Source organism: Streptomyces sp. CNT372 (genome assembly GCF_000377145.1).
This window is the reverse complement of sequence record NZ_KB897779.1, coordinates 362,706-377,485: the sequence shown is the minus strand read 5'-3', so window position 1 is coordinate 377,485 and position 14,780 is coordinate 362,706. Positions and strand designations below refer to the sequence as shown.

14 protein-coding genes are annotated in these 14,780 nt (G+C 74.7%); 7 read left to right on the top strand and 7 right to left on the bottom strand.

The features are described from left to right. The first annotated feature begins 105 nt into the window (after positions 1-105). Together C593_RS0109590 and C593_RS0109585 are read left to right on the top strand one after the other, a co-directional pair. Positions 106-1,440: an AAA family ATPase gene (locus tag C593_RS0109590; RefSeq protein ID WP_486591100.1), complete on the top strand. Its 1,335-nt coding sequence runs from the start codon at positions 106-108 to the stop codon at positions 1,438-1,440. Beyond that, positions 1,361-2,020, top strand: coding sequence for an RloB family protein (locus C593_RS0109585; protein ID WP_486591099.1), 660 nt, complete (start codon positions 1,361-1,363; stop codon positions 2,018-2,020). Before C593_RS0109590 ends, C593_RS0109585 begins: the two co-directional genes overlap by 80 nt. Before the next feature lie 65 nt (positions 2,021-2,085). Here C593_RS0109585 and C593_RS0109580 read toward each other — a convergent pair whose 3' ends face one another. Then, a complete protein-coding gene (locus C593_RS0109580; RefSeq protein WP_018847079.1) occupies positions 2,086-2,970 on the bottom strand; it encodes an imine reductase family protein in 885 nt (294 codons plus the stop codon). A 157-nt stretch (positions 2,971-3,127) separates the two neighbouring features. On the opposite strand from C593_RS0109580, the gene C593_RS0109575 reads away from it, so the two are divergent. Continuing rightward, the gene (locus C593_RS0109575; protein WP_018847078.1) at positions 3,128-3,529 is read left to right on the top strand and encodes a winged helix-turn-helix transcriptional regulator; all 402 of its coding nucleotides are present in this window, start codon (positions 3,128-3,130) and stop codon (positions 3,527-3,529) included. Between the two features lie 87 nt (positions 3,530-3,616). Here the strand turns inward: C593_RS0109575 and C593_RS0109570 are convergent, their stop codons facing one another. Beyond that, entirely contained in the window at positions 3,617-6,325 is a 2,709-nt protein-coding gene (locus tag C593_RS0109570; protein ID WP_051093655.1) for a helicase C-terminal domain-containing protein, read from the bottom strand. Between the two features lie 152 nt (positions 6,326-6,477). On the opposite strand from C593_RS0109570, the gene C593_RS0109565 reads away from it, so the two are divergent. Both C593_RS0109565 and C593_RS0109560 read left to right on the top strand, forming a co-directional pair. Continuing rightward, positions 6,478-7,779: a hypothetical protein gene (locus C593_RS0109565; RefSeq protein ID WP_018847076.1), complete on the top strand. Its 1,302-nt coding sequence runs from the start codon at positions 6,478-6,480 to the stop codon at positions 7,777-7,779. Between the two features lie 200 nt (positions 7,780-7,979). Beyond that, positions 7,980-8,627, top strand: a complete 648-nt coding sequence (locus tag C593_RS0109560; RefSeq protein WP_018847075.1) for an HAD family hydrolase — start codon at positions 7,980-7,982, stop codon at positions 8,625-8,627. A gap of 186 nt (positions 8,628-8,813) precedes the next feature. Here C593_RS0109560 and C593_RS0109555 read toward each other — a convergent pair whose 3' ends face one another. Then, entirely contained in the window at positions 8,814-9,074 is a 261-nt protein-coding gene (locus C593_RS0109555) for a hypothetical protein (protein WP_018847074.1), read from the bottom strand. A gap of 182 nt (positions 9,075-9,256) precedes the next feature. On the opposite strand from C593_RS0109555, the gene C593_RS0109550 reads away from it, so the two are divergent. After that, positions 9,257-9,640, top strand: a complete 384-nt coding sequence (locus C593_RS0109550) for a cold-shock protein (protein WP_018847073.1) — start codon at positions 9,257-9,259, stop codon at positions 9,638-9,640. 73 nt (positions 9,641-9,713) lie between these two features. Here the strand turns inward: C593_RS0109550 and C593_RS0109545 are convergent, their stop codons facing one another. The 4 genes from C593_RS0109545 to C593_RS0109530 all read right to left on the bottom strand — a co-directional run bounded on the left by C593_RS0109545 (position 9,714) and on the right by C593_RS0109530 (position 13,341). Further along, complete coding sequence (locus C593_RS0109545; protein ID WP_018847072.1) at positions 9,714-10,553, bottom strand: 1,4-dihydroxy-6-naphtoate synthase; 840 nt, start codon at positions 10,551-10,553, stop codon at positions 9,714-9,716. Beyond that, positions 10,550-11,263 carry a futalosine hydrolase gene (locus C593_RS0109540; protein WP_018847071.1) on the bottom strand — a complete coding sequence of 238 codons (714 nt, stop codon included), beginning with the start codon at positions 11,261-11,263 and terminating at the stop codon, positions 10,550-10,552. Before C593_RS0109540 ends, C593_RS0109545 begins: the two co-directional genes overlap by 4 nt. A gap of 41 nt (positions 11,264-11,304) precedes the next feature. After that, the gene (locus C593_RS0109535) at positions 11,305-11,787 is read right to left on the bottom strand and encodes a hypothetical protein (RefSeq protein ID WP_018847070.1); all 483 of its coding nucleotides are present in this window, start codon (positions 11,785-11,787) and stop codon (positions 11,305-11,307) included. A gap of 198 nt (positions 11,788-11,985) precedes the next feature. Beyond that, positions 11,986-13,341, bottom strand: a complete 1,356-nt coding sequence (locus C593_RS0109530; protein ID WP_026277533.1) for an MFS transporter — start codon at positions 13,339-13,341, stop codon at positions 11,986-11,988. Positions 13,342-13,829: 488 nt separating this feature from the next. Here C593_RS0109530 and C593_RS0109525 point away from each other — a divergent pair, with 488 nt between their 5' ends. Continuing rightward, on the top strand, positions 13,830-14,777 hold the full coding sequence (locus C593_RS0109525; RefSeq protein ID WP_026277532.1) for a DUF3027 domain-containing protein: 948 nt from the start codon (positions 13,830-13,832) through the stop codon (positions 14,775-14,777). Positions 14,778-14,780 lie beyond the last annotated feature (3 nt).

The window sequence follows — 14,780 nt, the reverse complement described above, 5'->3', positions numbered from 1 at the left end:
AACGCCACACAAACAGCATGGCCGAGTGCGCAGAGAGGGGTCGGGATGCTACTCCGTTTCCGTGTCACCAACCATGCGTCACTGAGGGACGAGCAGGCTCTGTCCTTGATCGCTGACGGTGTGCGGCGGCCCGACCGGGCGGAACGGTCAGTGCCCGGAAGCTCGCACCACGCAGTACCGGTCGCCGCTGTCTACGGCCCCAACGCATCCGGCAAGTCCAACGCTCTGGGCGCGGTGATGTGGATGCGGTGGGCTGTCCTGTCATCGTTCCGCAGCTGGGACCCGGGCGGCGGCGTGCCCCGCCGACCGTTTCAGCTGCGCAGCGACCCGGGAGCCTTCCCGAGCACCTACGAGATGGATCTCGTCGTGGACGGGACGCGGTACGAGTACGGCTTCACGGTGGACGACGAGAAAGTGCTCGAGGAGTGGCTCTTCTACTTTCCGGAAGGAAACCGCCGACGGCTCTACGAGCGCACGGGGGATGGCCCGGCATCAGTGAAATTCGGTCGCTGGCTCACCGGGCGTCGTAAGACGATCTCGGAACTCCTGCGTCCCAACAGCCTGTACTTGTCCGTTGCAGCAGCTCAGGGTCATGAACGTCTCGGGGTGCTGTACCGGTGGTTCCGCAACGGGATCAGAGTTGCCACGGACAACGACTTCGCCGAACGGCTCGACTTCACGGTGGAGCTTTTCCGCCGGCCCGCAGATGGGGAGGTGCGGCAGATGCCCGCTTCTCTGGCAGAGCTGCTGCGCTTCGCGGACCTTGGGGTCGAAGGGTTGCACGTCCGGGACCAGGACGAGCACATGAAGGCGGAGCAGGGGCGGGTCACCGAGGCGCTAGAGAAGGCCCTGGGGAAGCGTCTGAGGAGGGTGGAAGGGTTTCCCCGCCATCGTGTCCAGGTGGAACACCGCACCCATGAAGGGGTGTTCGGGCTGGACATCCATGAGGAGTCGAGTGGGACCCGGACCTGGATCGGGATGCTCGGCCCGGTTGTCGTTTCCCTGCGCGACGGCGGTGTTCTGTGCGTCGATGAACTCGATGCCCGCCTGCATCCGTATCTCACGGATGCGCTTGTCGGTCTCTTCCAGAATCCCGAGACCAATCGCAACGGTGCACAGCTGGTGTTCACGACACACGAAGCGTCCCTCCTAGGGGGCAATGCCAGAACCGAACTCTTCCGTGACCAGATCTGGTTCACCGAGAAGGACGCCGATACCTGTGCTACCCGGCTTTTCCCCGTCACAGACTTCCACGTAAGGGATTCGAGGGCGGCGAAGGACAACATCGAGAAACGGTACTTGTCCGGTCGTTATGGGGCGTTGCCGTATCTCGACGACGCGCTCCTGAAGCGTCTGGTGAATGACCTGTCGAGCGGAGGGGCCCATGGGGCGGGGAAAGTCGCTGACCCGGGGGAGAAGTCGGCGCCCGGAGCTGCGTAGGGTCCTCATCTATTGCGAGGGGGAGTGCACGGAGGACCAGTACTTCCGAGGTCTGAAGACCGACCTCCGGGGAATCCCCGTGCAGATCGAACTCGGCCCGGCGCACGGGGTCCCCACGGAGTTGGTCCGGGCCGCAGTGAAACACAAGAAGCGAGCTCCCACGAGCCGAGCCGACCGCTCGGCGGCCTACGACGATGTGTGGTGTGTCATGGACGTGGAGGCACCCGTGCCCCACCCCGACCTCGCGTCGGCGTTGCGCACGGCAAGGGATCACGGCATCAAGGTGGCCCTGTCGAACCCCTGCTTCGAGCTCTGGTTGCTGCTCCACTTCCAGGATCTCCACGGCTACCGCACTTCGGTGGCCGCTCAGCGGGCGCTGGAACAACTCGACGTCTGTGGCTATCGATCCGACCGGAAGCATGTGGACTATGAGTCGCTGCGCACGTTGCACGGTCGGGCCTGCGCGCGGGCAGGAACGTTGCGAGCCAGTGCAGAGAAGGGCCACCTCAGCAACCCGTGGACCGATGTGGATGTGCTCGTCGGTGGGTTGCTGGACCAGAAGGCCGCAGCGATGCGCTGACTTGCGTCCCTATCCCGTACGCCGGTCGCGGGACCTGGCGGAACGTCGGCGGGCGGCCCCGCGGTTCAGCGGGGGCCGCGGCGGATGCTCTCGTAGACGCGGGCGAAGCCCTCGTCGCCGTGGCCCGCGTCGATCTGGCGGCGGATGAGGCGCTGGACCATGGCGACCGGCTCGTCGCCGACGCCCTGTTCCGCGGCGGCGGCGAGGATGTCGCCGAGGTCGGAGAAGCGCAGGCTCTGCTGGCCCGGGGCGGTGTAGTCGCCGCCGTCGACCACCTCCGCGTACTCGGCGAGGCCGCCGGTCATCGCGGACAGCCACGGCGCGGACCGGGCGGCGAACTCGCGCGCGGTGATCCCCGCCGGGGCCACCATGGCCGCGCCCTGGAGGAAGCCGGCGAACATCACGTACATCCCGGCGAGCAGCGCGAGGTCGTAGAGGGAGGCGAGACCGGCGTCCTCGCTGGAGAACTCGCTCTCGCCCCAGAGGTCCAGCAGCTTCCGGTGCTCGGTGAAGGCGGTGGCCGAACCGCTGTAGAGGATCGAGGAGCCGGGGGCGCCGATCATCTCGGGCACGGCCATGATCCCGCCGTCCAGGTAGTCGATACCCGCGTCGGCGGCCCAGGCGGCCGAGGTGCGGGCCTGGTCCGGGGAGGTGGTGGTGACGTTGACCAGGGTGCGGCCCGTGAGGTCGCCGGTGAGCGGGTCGAGCACCTCGCGGACGGAGGCGTGGTCCAGCAGGCAGACGATCACCAGCCGGCTCGCCCGGACCGCCTCCCCGGGGGTGGCGGTGGCCTCGGCGCCCAGCGCGACAAGCGCCTCCGCCTTCCCCGGCGAGCGGTTCCACACGGTGGTCGGGTGCCCGGCCGCGACCAGGGTGCGGGCGAGGGCGGCACCCATCGCGCCGAGCCCGAGCACGGTCACGGGTGTGGTGGCGGGCGCTGTTCCGGTCATGGTCTCGGCTCCTCGCTTCGGCAGGGTTGCGGCGGCGTTGTTCCGCCGTTGTCCCGATCGTGGTCGCTGCAGCTACCGTTGACCAGTACGGACTAATTGGTGGGGTACTTACCTTCTGGTGAGTACGGGGAGTACGGGTGCGGGGAGGCGGGCCGGGATGGCGGAGCGGACGGCGAGTGGCGGGCAGGGGAAGCCGGGCGGCCGGACCCGGTCCGGCCCGTACTTCTGCGGGATCGACGCGGCGATGGACGTGGTCAGTGGCAAGTGGAAGCCGCTGATCCTGTGGGAGCTGGACACCTTCGGGACGCGGCGTTTCGCCGAGCTGCGCCGGGGACTGCCGGGCGTCAGCGAGAAGATGCTGATCCAGCATCTTCGGGAGATGGAGGAGGACGGGCTGGTCCACCGCGAGGTGTACCGGCAGGTCCCGCCGAAGGTCGAGTACTCGCTGACCGAGGACGGCGTCTCGCTCAACGCGGCGCTGGCCCCGCTCGGCGCGTGGGGCACGCAGCGGGCGCGCCGGATCGGCGCGGAGAAGGTCGTGCCGGCCTCCGGGTCCTGAGTGCGCGTCCGGCTCCCGGGCCGGGGCGTCCCCAGTCGTCGGCGAGGCCGGTTGTCGGCTGGTCCGCGAGCTCAGTCGTCCGCGGGCTCAGTCGTCGGCGAGTTCCGCGACGCCCGTGATGCGGTGCAGCGGATAGGTGCGGACCTCCTCCGCCGTGTGGTCGTAGCCCGTCACGAAGCCGCCCTCCACCCGCACCGGGGCGATCACGCGCTGGCTGGCGGCGCCGTCCGCGTTGACGTAGCCGATCCAGAGGGCCGAGCCGGTGAGGGCCGCCGCCTGGACCGTGGCCAGGGTCTCGGCGGCGGTGGTGCGCGGGAGTTCGCCGTTGGCGAGGGGGCGCGCGGCGGCGGACGGGACGGGCTTGCGTTCCACCGTCGCCGCACGGTCGCCCGCCCGGATCGCGCGGACGGCCGCGCCGAGCAGGGTGCGGTCCGGGACCGGCGGGCCGTCCGGGACGGGCGCCGGGGGCGTGCGTGGCGGGGTGCGCCGGGCGTGTGCGCGGGTGATCAGGACATCGCCCTCCGCCGACTCGGCCGCCGGCGCGTACCCCATGGCGCGCAGGCCCGCCAGCAGCGTGCCGGGGTCCGCCTGGGCGGCCAGCACGGTGGGCGCGAGCCGGCGCAGGCCCAGGGACTGGGCGCGCCGGTCCGCCAGGATCTCGCCGAGCAGGGTGTCGTCGTCGCAGCGGACATAGGCGCCCGCCGCGCCGATGCGCAGGTGGCCGTGGCGCCGGGCCACGTCGTCGATCAGATAGCCGAGCGGCTGCGGCACCGGCGTACGGGAGTGGGCCGCGAGGAAGGTGTGCAGGTCGGACGCGGTGCGGCCGGCGTCCAGGGCGCGGCGCACCGAGCCGGGGGTGAAGCGGTAGACGGTGGCGCCGCCCTTGGACTCCACGTCGGCGAGGACGGACAGGGTCTCCGCGAGGGGGCGTTCCAGCGGGCCGGGGGCGACGGCGGTGAGGTCGGCCTGGAGCAGGACGTGGTCCAGCGGCTCGGGGAGAAGCGGGGCGAGGAGGGCGACGGCCCGGGCCCGGCGGGCCTCGGCGTCCTCCGGGGTGCGGCCGGTGCCGGGAGTCCGGTCCGCTTGCGGAGCGCCCGCTTCCGGAGTCCGGTCCGCGCCCGGAGCGCCCGCTCCCGGGGCGCCCGCTTCCGGAGTCCGGTCCGCGCCCGGGGCCCCGCCCGCTCCCGGGGCCCCGCCCGTGCCCGGCACTTCGCCCGCGTCCGGGAGGTCCGCGCCCGCGCCCGGGCCGGTCGCCTCCGGGGGCAGCAGCGCCCGCGCGTGGGCGGAGAGGGCGCCCCGCCCCGTCACGCCCAGCAGTTCGGCCTCGGAGAGGGTCCAGTCCACCGCCCGGTCGCGCAGATCACGCGCGCCCCCCGGTCCCGGAGCCACCGCCGCCGACGCCCGGGCCGACGCGTCCCCCCGCAGCGGGCGCTCCCAGCGCAGCCGCTCCCGCACCGAGTCCGGGTCCGGAACGGCCCCCTCCGGGAGGGCGGCGAGCAGCCCGAGGACCCGCAGCCGGACCTCCAGGACCGCCGAGCGGTCCAGGTCCGGGCCGAGCGCGGAGAGCGCCCGGCCCTTGCCGTCCTGGCCGCCGACCAGCCCCGGGGCGCGCGTCCCCGCCAGCCACGCCGAGGCCAGGTCCGCCCAGCGGTCCGCCGCCGGGCGCTCCAGCCACTCGTCGTACGCCGGGGTCGGCGCGTACCGCTCGTCCGCCTCGCCGTCGGAGGCCAGCAGCCCGGCCGCGTAGGCGAGTTCCAGCCAGAACGCGGCCAACGGCTCGCTCGTGTCCAGGGCCACCGCCGTGCGCTTGAGGTCGCGGACGGAGAGCCCGCCCGAACGCAGCACCGCCGGGCCGCCCTCGTGCCAGTCCTTCAGCAGGTCCTCGACGGTGGCGAGGGCCGTGTACGCCTGCCCGGCGGCCGCGCTGTCCACAACCTGTGGACGGCGCTCGGCGGTCACCACGGGCTCCGGCGGCACCGGCTCCGGCGTGCGGTGCGCCCGCCCCGCACGCAGATGCAGCGCCGCCTCCCGGGGCAGCACCACCGTGCGCGCCGACGCGGGCAGCAGCAGACCCCGGTCCCGCAGCCAGCGCACCGGCGGCGCGGGCGTGGCCGTGACCTCCCCGTACGGCGGACCCCACACCAGCCGGTCCAGGACCGTCAGGGCCTCCGGCGGGGCGGTGTCCAGCAGCCGCCCCATCCGCTCCCGGTCCGTGAAGAGGGCCGTCAACGCGGCGACCGCCGACACCGGATCGTGTGTCGGCGGCAGCCCGGCCGCCGCGACGATCTCCTGGAGGCGGCCCGGGGACATCCCGGCCGTCGCCTCCGAGACGGTCGGCCCGAGACCGGTCGGGGAGGGCCGGGTCGGGGAGGGCGCCAGCAGTTCACGGGCGGTGCGCACCAGCCGCAGCCGGTCGTCCCCGCCCCAGACCAGGGCCTGGCGGCGCAGTTCGGCGAGGGCGCCCGGCAGGGCGGCCTCGATCGCCGGGTCCGGTTCGTCTCCCGTGAGCAGGGCGCTCAGCGTCGCGTACGGCGCCGGGTCGGGGGCGACCGCGAGCGCCTCGGCCGTCTGGAGGGTGAAGCGGTCCAGGCGCTCCAGGGCGCGGACCACGGAGGCCCGGGTGCCGGCGCGGGTGGCGAGCTGGGTGACGTCGTTCGGCACCGGGCTCAGCAGATCGGGCCGGGCGCGCAGCAGCGCCGCCAGCTCCCCGTCGGCGCGTGCGCGCAGCGCCTCGGCGAGCGTGCGCGGTCCGGTGGCGCCGCCGCTGCCACCGCTTCCCTCGGGCATCGTCCCCATCCGCCCCACGGTAGCCGCTGGAGCGCTACCGTCGGGGGCAGGGCGGCCCGCTCCGCGGTACGCGGCGGGGTGTGAGGTGCGGCCTGGCCGTGGCGGCGGCGGGGCAGGGACGCGAACGACGTGAGCGACGCAGGGGAGCGCGGGGGACGGCCGTGGGGATCGAGAGCGATCAGCTCGTCTACGACTATCTGAGCCGGGTCGGCGACCTGGCCCAGCAGGCCCAGTTGCCGTCCGGGGACCGGATGCGGCTGGTGACCTCGCTGCGCGGCGAGATCGAGAAACAGCGGTCCCGGACCGGCGGCGGCAGCCCGGCCGGGGTCCGGCGCATCCTCGGCCGGCTCGGCACCCCGGCGGAGGTGGTCGCCTCCGCCGCGGAGACGGCCACGGACCGGGGTACGGCCACGGCCACGCCGGTGGGCTGGTCCACGGGCTCGGGCGCGTCCACGGGGGACCGGGACGCGGGGCCCGCGCCCGGCGTGCCGCTGCCGGACCCGGGAGCGGAGGGCCCGGGGCCGGACCGGACCGGCACCGGCGCGGACCCCGGCGCCGCCCGCACGGGACCCGCCGCCTCCGCCCCGGAGCCACGCCCGGCCGCGACCGCCCCGGCGGACTCCCCCGCCGGATCCGCACCTGCCGGCCCCGGACCGGCGGGGGAGGGGCCCGACGGCCCGCCCACCCGCCCCCGCGGCCGTCTCCGGATCCCCCGGCCCCGCCCCCGCGACAAGCAGGCGCCCGCGCTGGACGCGCCCGCCGCGCCGGCCGGCGCCTCGCCGCCCCACCTCGCGGGCATGGACGAACTTGGCCCCGCCGCCGCCCGCCCCGACTGGTGGCGGACCGAGACCGGGCCGTTCGGCGCCGGGGAACGGGTCGGTGGGTTCGTCGGCGGCATCGAGGTGCCCGAGATACTGCGTCCGCCCCCGGAGGAGGACGACCGGGCCCCGGGCACCGGTACCGGCGACGAGGACGCGGACGCCGGGGACGGGACCGGGACGGAGGCGGCCCCCGCCCACCGACGGCTGCGTGCCCGGCTGCCCCGGGTGCTGCGCCGGGCCGGCCCGCCCGAGGTGGTGGAGGCCGAACCCGTCGTGGCGGCGACCCCGGCCCGGGTCCGGCTCGCCAACCCGCTGCTGCTCCTCGCCGCCGCGCTGCTGCTGACCGGCGCGGTGCTCGGTTCCCTGCTGCCGCTCGCGGGCGGCTGGCTCATCGCGTACGGCTCACGGCGGCTGACGGCGGGGCAGTCGAAGACCGCCGTCCTCTATCTGCCCGGCGCGGCGGTGGCGGGCGGGCTGGTCTGGCTCTGGGGGCGGGTCAACGGCCGCTGGGGCGAACCGATCCCGCAGGACGGCATGCGCGAGGTGCTGACCGGGACCTGGCCGTGGGTCCTCAAGGGCGCGGCCGTCGCCACGGCCCTGTACCTGCTGTGGCGGGCCCGCACGGCGACCCGGGTGCGCTGACCCCGGGACGGGCCCCGCAGGTCGGGCCCGCCCCTCCGTCCCGGGCCCGGCCCGCCCTCGGGTCCGTCCCCCCGCCCCGCGCCCGTCCCGCCCTCGGGCCCGTCCCGCCCTCGGGCCCGCCCCTCCGTCCCGGGCCCGGCCCGCCCTCGGGTCCGTCCCCCCGCCCCGGGCCCGTCCCGCCCCCTCGGCACAATGGGCCCATGACCTCGCAGCCCGCCGCCCGGCCGCCGTTCACCGTCGGCTTCGACCTCGACATGACGCTGATCGACTCGCGGCCCGGCATCCACGCCGCGTACACGGCCCTTGCGGCCGAGACCGGGGTGTTCATCGACGCCGACCTGGCCGTCACCCGGCTCGGCCCGCCGCTCGAACAGGAGCTGGCGCACTGGTTCCCCGACGAGCGGGTGCGGGAGATGGGCGACCGCTACCGCGAGATCTACCCCGAGTACGCGGTCGGGCCGACGCCCGCGATGCCCGGCGCCCGGGAGGCGATCACGGCGGTGCGCGCGCTCGGCGGGCGGGCGGTCGTCGTCACCGCCAAGCACGAGCCGAACGCCAGGCTGCACCTGGCCCACCTGGGCATCGAGCCGGACGAGACGATCGGCTGGCTGTGGGCGGAGGCAAAGGCGGAGGCGCTGCGCGAGCACGGCGCGAGCGTGTACGTCGGCGACCACATCGGCGACGTGCGCGGTGCCCGGGCCGCCGGCGCGCTCTCGGTCGCGGTGCCCACCGGGCCCTGCGACGAGGCGGCGCTGCGCGCGGCGGGCGCGGACGTGGTCCTGGCCGACCTCACCGCGTTCCCGGCCTGGCTGGAGGGGCATCTCGTCGGCCGCCCGGCGGCCGTCTGACCCGCGAGGGGCCCGCGGCCCACAGGCGGACGCCCCCGCCCGGCCCCGGCCCGGCAGCGGACGGCGCGTGCCCGGCCGCGCACCGGCCCCGCCCCGGCAGCGGACGGCGCGTGTCCGGCCCCGCCCCGCGGCCGGATCCGGGCGCCCACCGCCCGAACGGACGGGCGGAATCCGGCCGGAGCGCGGTCAGGACCGAGCGGATCCGGCCTGACGCCGCTGCGCCGCGATGGACCGCAGCACCCCGGCCCCGGCGATCAGAAAACCCACTCCCATCAGCATCGACACGGCGTACGCCACTGTCGGGAACGGCTCGGTGCCCAGGAACAGCGGGGCAACAGTGACCAGAGTGGCCACCGCGCCGACGATGAACACGATCGCGCCGACGCGAACCAGACCGTCGCCCGGGGCGGCGGAGTCGGCGGAGGCGGCCGGAGGAGTAGCAGTCATTCGGCCAGGGTAGTTCCCCAGCGCGCAGGAACCGTTCGGGGACGTCTTGTCACCAGCCTCTGGACCATTAGCCTTGGGGTTGGCGGGTCAGGGCGACCCGCTGTAGTGCTATCCAGAGCCGGTTTCCGGCGCCCCGCATGCGGTGCCACCGGCGCCCCACGAGTACGAGGACGAGGACAGACGTGCCCACCGGCAAGGTCAAGTGGTTCAACAGCGAGAAGGGCTTCGGCTTTCTCTCCCGCGACGACGGCGGCGACGTCTTCGTCCACTCCTCCGTGCTCCCGTCCGGGGTCGACGTGCTCAAGCCCGGCCAGCGGGTCGAGTTCGGCGTGGTGGCCGGCCAGCGCGGGGACCAGGCACTGTCCGTGACCCTGCTCGACCCGACCCCGTCCGTCGCCGCGGCCCAGCGCCGCAAGCCGGACGAACTGGCGTCCATCGTGCAGGACCTGACCACGCTCCTGGAGAACATCACGCCGATGCTGGAGCGCGGGCGCTACCCCGAGAAGACCCAGGGCAAGAAGATCGCCGGCCTGCTGCGGGCGGTCGCCGACCAACTCGACGTCTGAGCCCGGAAGAACCTCCGCTCCCGTCCGCCACCACCACACCGACGTCACCGTCACACGAACACACGAAGCACCGTCACACGAACGCGAGCGCGTCCGGCCTGAGGGGCGGCACCAGCCCCTCGGCCGCCGCGCGCGTGAGCAGGCCCCGCACGGCCGCGTAGCCGTCGACGCCCAGATCGTGGGTGAACTCGTTGACGTACAGACCGATGTGCTGGTCGGCCACCGCCGGGTCCATCTCCTGCGCGTGCTCCAGGACGTACGGGCGGGAGGCCGCCGGGTCGTCCCAGGCCATCCGCACCGAGGCGCGCGCCGCGTCCGCCAGGCGCCGCAGGGTGTCCGCGCCCAGGGACCGCCTGGCGATGATCGCGCCGAGCGGGATCGGCAGGCCGGTCGTCGCCTCCCAGTGCTCGCCCATGTCCGCGAGGGAGTGCAGCCCGTACTGCCCGTACGTGAAGCGGGCCTCGTGGATCACCAGACCGGCGTCCACCTTCCCGTCTCGTACCGCGGGCATGATCTCGTGGAACGGCATCACCACGACCTCGCCGATCCCGCCCGGGACCGCGTCCGCCGCCCACAGCCGGAACAGCAGGTAAGCCGTCGAGCGCTCGCTCGGCACCGCGACCGTCCGGCCGGTCAGGTCGACGCCGGGCTCGCGCGTCAGCACCAGTGGCCCGCAGCCCCGGCCCAGCGCGCCGCCGCAGGGCAGCAGCGCGTAGTCGTCGAGCACCCAGGGCAGCACCGCGTACGACACCTTGAGGACGTCCAGCTCCCCGCGCTCGGCCATCCCGTTGGTGACGTCGATGTCCGCGAAGGTGACGTCCAGCTCCGGGGCGCCGGGGACGCGGCCGTGCGCCCAGGCGTCGAAGACGAAGGTGTCGTTCGGGCACGGCGAGTAGGCGATCTTCAGGCTCATGACGACTCCGGTCGGGACGGGGGCGGGTGCGCCCGCAGGACGGGGACGAGCCGGCCGAAGGCCCCGCCCAGTGCCGCGAGGGCGTCGCCGATGCGCCAGGCGGCGCGGTCGCGCGGGCCGACGGGGTTGGACACGGCGCGGATCTCGCAGACCGGCAGACCGTGCGCGACGGCCGCCTCCGCGACGCCGAAGCCCTCCATGGCCTCGGCGGCGGCCCGGGGGTGACGCGCCGTGAGCTCGGCGGCCCGCCCGGCGGTGCCGGTCACGGTCGACACGGTCAGTACGGGGGCGTGGACGGCGCCCGTCTCCCGCGCGAGGCGCGCGGACAGGGCGGCGGGCGGGTGGTGGACGGCGCGGCCGAAGCCGAGGGCGTCGACGGGCGTGAAGCCGTCGGGGGTCTCGGCGCCGAGGTCGGCGGCCACGATCGCGTCGGCGACGACGAGGGAGGCGACGGGCGCCCGGCCGGGGAAGCCGCCGCCGATACCGGCGGACACGACGAGCCCGTAGGCCCCGGGCCCGGCGACGGCCAGCGCGGTCGCGGTGCCCGCCGCCGCGGCGGCGGGCCCGACCCCGGCGACGAGGACGTCCAGCGGGCCGGAGCGCAGCAGCGCGTACCCGCCGGGCAGGGCGCCCGGTCGGCCGTCGCCGCAGGACGGTCCGGCGACGGCCGACGCCTCCGCCTCGACGGCGGTCACGACGAGGACGCGCATCCCGGGCACCCTCCGCTCCGTGCCGTTTGGGGACGGCGGGGTCAGGCGTCCTTCTTCTCGAACTGGAAGCGGTAGATGCCGATGACCTTCTTGCCCTGCGTCTCCAGGATGTTGACGTCGGCCTTGTCGGTCGGCTCACCGGTCTGCGAGGAGAAGAACGCGTTGCCGGGGATCGTCCGGTACGTCTTCTTGTACGGCTCCTGCTCGACCGGCTGCGTGCCGAAGAGCAGCGTCCAGCCGTTGTCGGCGATCTCCGGGTCCACGCCCAGGCGGACCTTGTCGTCCATGCTGAAGGAGATCTTGGTGGGGGTGCCCTTGGTGAGGCAGTCCTGGACCTCGGACTCCTTGAGGGCCTTGCCGTCGTTGTAGCAGGTGGCCTCGGTGTTGACGGAGTCCGAACCGACCGTCACGGTGGCGAGCGGGGTCGGCTTGTCGCAGGCGGAGAGGACGAGGAGCCCGGCGGACACGACGCCGAGAGCGGCGACGGCCCGGCGGCGCTTGCCGGAGAAGAACGCAACGGTCATGCTCCGAAGGCTATCGGGCCCGGTGGTCCCCGCGTCGCGGGGGTACGGCGCGGCGGCACGTTTGCCCCGTGGGGGCGTACGGGCGGCTGCGGCGGGCGTACGGGGGGCTGTGGCGGGCGGCTGCGGCCAGACGTAGGGCTGAGCCGGTCCCGCGCGGCCCTCTCAGGCGACCCGGGCGCGTCAGGCAGCACGGGCGCGTCAGGCGACCCGGGCGCGGCCGGGCTGGGTGCTGCGGCGGGAGGCCGAGAGCAGGCCGCGGCCCGCCGCGAGGGCCCCGGCGCCCACGATGCCCGCCGCCACCGACATGCCCAGCGAGCCGTTGAGCGGCAGCGCGATGCCGATCGCCCCGCCCACCACCCAGGACATCTGGAGCAGGGTCTCGGAGCGGGCGAACGCCGAGGTGCGGACCTGCTCCGGCACGTCACGCTGGATCAGCGCGTCCAGGGACAGCTTGGACAGTGCCTGCGAGAAGCCCGCCGTCGCGCCGAGGACCGCGACCATGCCCGTGCCGAAGAAGACCGCCGTGAGGATCGCCGCCGTCAGCACCAGGGAGAGCATCGTCGCGATGATCACCTCCGGGGCGCGGGCTCTGAGCCAGGCGCCCACCGCCGTGCCCACCGCGTTGCCCACCCCGGCCGCCACGCCCACGATCCCGAGCGACACCGCCGCCGACTGGCCCGGCAGCGGGTGCTCGCGCAGCAGGAACGCCAGGAAGAAGATCAGGAAGCCGGAGAGGGCGCGGTGGGCCGCGTTCGCCTGGAGGCCGTGCAGCACCGAGGGGCCGACGGTCCGCAGGCTCGGCTTCTTCTCGCCGTGCGTGAGCATGTGCGCCTTGCGCTCGCCCTTCGCCGAGTCGACCTTCGGCGGCATCGTGAAGGCCCAGTAGGTGCCGAGCACGAAGAGCACGCACGCCCCGTACAACGGCCACTCGGGTCCGATCATCTGGAGACCGACCCCGGCCGGCGCTGCGATCCCGGTCGCCAGCAGACCCGCGAGGGTGACCCGGGAGTTCGCCTTGACCAGGGAGATCTTCGGTGGCAGCAGCCGTGGCACCACGGCGCTGCGCACCACTCCGTACGCCTTGGAGGACACCAGCACGCCGAGCGCCGCCGGATACAGCTCCAGGCCGCCGGTGGCGACCGCGCCCGAGAGCAGGACGGCGAGCAGGGCCCGGGCGAGCATCGCCCCGGCCATCGCCGCGCGCCGGCCGTGCGGGATGCGGTCCAGGAGGGGGCCGATCACCGGGGCGAGCAGGGCGAAGGGCGCGAGGGTCACGGCGAGGTAGAGCGCGACCCGGCCGCGCGCCTCGTCCGTCGGGACGGAGAAGAAGACCGTGGAGGCGAGGGCGACCGTGATCATCACGTCGCCCGCGCCGTTGACCGCGTGCAGCTCGATCAGTTTGCCGAGACCCGACTCGCCCGCGCCGTGCGCGTGCGTCGCCCTGCGGATGCCGCGGGCGGTGCCGGTGAACGGACGGTGCAGGGCACGCCCTGTCGCCCGGCCCGCTCGACGGAGCGGCCCGGGCAAGTCGTCGGACGACCTCGCGGCTGCCACCTCGTCATAGTGCCCCAACGACCGCCGCCCCGAACCGTGATCGTGTTCCCGGCCCCGGCGTGTTCGCCGCGGGTCCGCCGTATGTCCGCCGCGTGTTCGCCGCCGGGCGGGTGCCCTTTCGGGGTCCGGCGCGGGGCGCGTCCCGGGTCCGGGGCGGGGTGCGTCCGGGGTCCGGGGCGGGGTGCGTCCGGGGTCCGGGGCGGGGTGCGGGAAGCCGTGCGCGGGGTACCGGTTCGGCTCGTGTTGGGACGGGCATGTGGGCGGGGAGCGGTGAAGGGGGTAGCGTGCACAGCGCGCCACCGGCGGTTGTTCTCGGCCGCGCGCCTCTTCGGCATCCCGCAGAATGGATGACGTCAGGTGTGCCCGGAAACTGATCGGTCCGGGCGCGTGGACGTCGATGCGGCCCCCAGGTCCGCTCCGCCCACCGCCCCGTACCTCCCGTGCCGGCGCGCGCACCCGTGAGACGGCGTAGGAGAGAAGCGAGACCTGTGAGTGCTGCGACGACGCGAAGCCGTACCCCTGACCGTCTGTGCGCCGAGGCGGTAGACCTCGCCCGGGAGGCGGCGGAGGAGACCGCGGCGCCCGGGGTGGTCGGTGAGCATGTGGGCCTCGTCTCCGAGGGGGACCGGGTCGTCACGCATCTCTTCGAGTGCAAGGAACCGGGCTACCGGGGCTGGCGCTGGGCCGTCACGGTCGCCCGCGCGTCCCGCGCCAAGGTCGTCACCCTGGACGAGACCGTCCTGCTGCCCGGCCCCGACGCGCTCCTCGCACCGGAATGGGTGCCGTGGAGCGAGCGGCTGCGGCCCGGGGACATGGGCCCCGGGGACCTGCTGCCCACCGAGGCGGACGACCTGCGGCTGGAGCCGGGCTACACGGGCGAGGACGAGGTCCCGCCGAACTCGGCCCTGGCGCCCGGCGCGCCCTCCCACGAGCTCGCGGAGCGGGTCGACGCGGAGGACGCGGAGCTGACGGACCGGGCGGATGCGGTGTCGGCGGGAGCCGACGGCACCGGGCGCGGCCAGATCGCGGCGCTCGCGGAGGAAATGGGCATGGCCCGCCCCCGCGTCCTGTCCCGGTACGGCCTGCACGCGGCGGCGGACCGCTGGGAGGAGGCGTTCGGCGCGAAGACGCCGATGGCCCAGGCGGCCCCGGCGTCCTGTATGACCTGCGCGTTCCTGATGCCGGTGGGGGGCTCGCTGGGCCAGGCGTTCGGTGTCTGCGCGAACGAGTTCTCCCCGGCGGACGGGCGGGTGGTGTCCCTCGCGTACGGGTGCGGCGGGCACTCCGAGGCGGCAATCATGCCGAAGCCGCCGGTGCCGTCGGCGCCGGTGCTGGACTCGGTGACGGCGGACGCGTTTCCGTTGCGGCCGGCGCGGGACGGGGGTTCCGTGTCCTCGGACACGGACGAGGCCTCGGCAGACCTGGGCCACTCCTAGCCC

Bases quoted from the DNA above. Each gene is read 5' to 3' on its own strand.
- C593_RS0109575 (WP_018847078.1), top strand. From the start codon at position 3,128: ATGGCGGAGCGGACGGCGAGTGGCGGGCAGGGGAAGCCGGGCGGCCGG.
- C593_RS0109540 (WP_018847071.1), bottom strand. From the start codon at position 11,263: ATGCGCGTCCTCGTCGTGACCGCCGTCGAGGCGGAGGCGTCGGCCGTC.
- C593_RS0109545 (WP_018847072.1), bottom strand. From the start codon at position 10,553: ATGAGCCTGAAGATCGCCTACTCGCCGTGCCCGAACGACACCTTCGTC.
- C593_RS0109580 (WP_018847079.1), bottom strand. From the start codon at position 2,970: ATGACCGGAACAGCGCCCGCCACCACACCCGTGACCGTGCTCGGGCTC.
- C593_RS0109585 (WP_486591099.1), top strand. From the start codon at position 1,361: ATGACCTGTCGAGCGGAGGGGCCCATGGGGCGGGGAAAGTCGCTGACC.
- C593_RS0109535 (WP_018847070.1), bottom strand. From the start codon at position 11,787: ATGACCGTTGCGTTCTTCTCCGGCAAGCGCCGCCGGGCCGTCGCCGCT.
- C593_RS0109570 (WP_051093655.1), bottom strand. From the start codon at position 6,325: ATGGGGACGATGCCCGAGGGAAGCGGTGGCAGCGGCGGCGCCACCGGA.
- C593_RS0109560 (WP_018847075.1), top strand. From the start codon at position 7,980: ATGACCTCGCAGCCCGCCGCCCGGCCGCCGTTCACCGTCGGCTTCGAC.
- C593_RS0109555 (WP_018847074.1), bottom strand. From the start codon at position 9,074: ATGACTGCTACTCCTCCGGCCGCCTCCGCCGACTCCGCCGCCCCGGGC.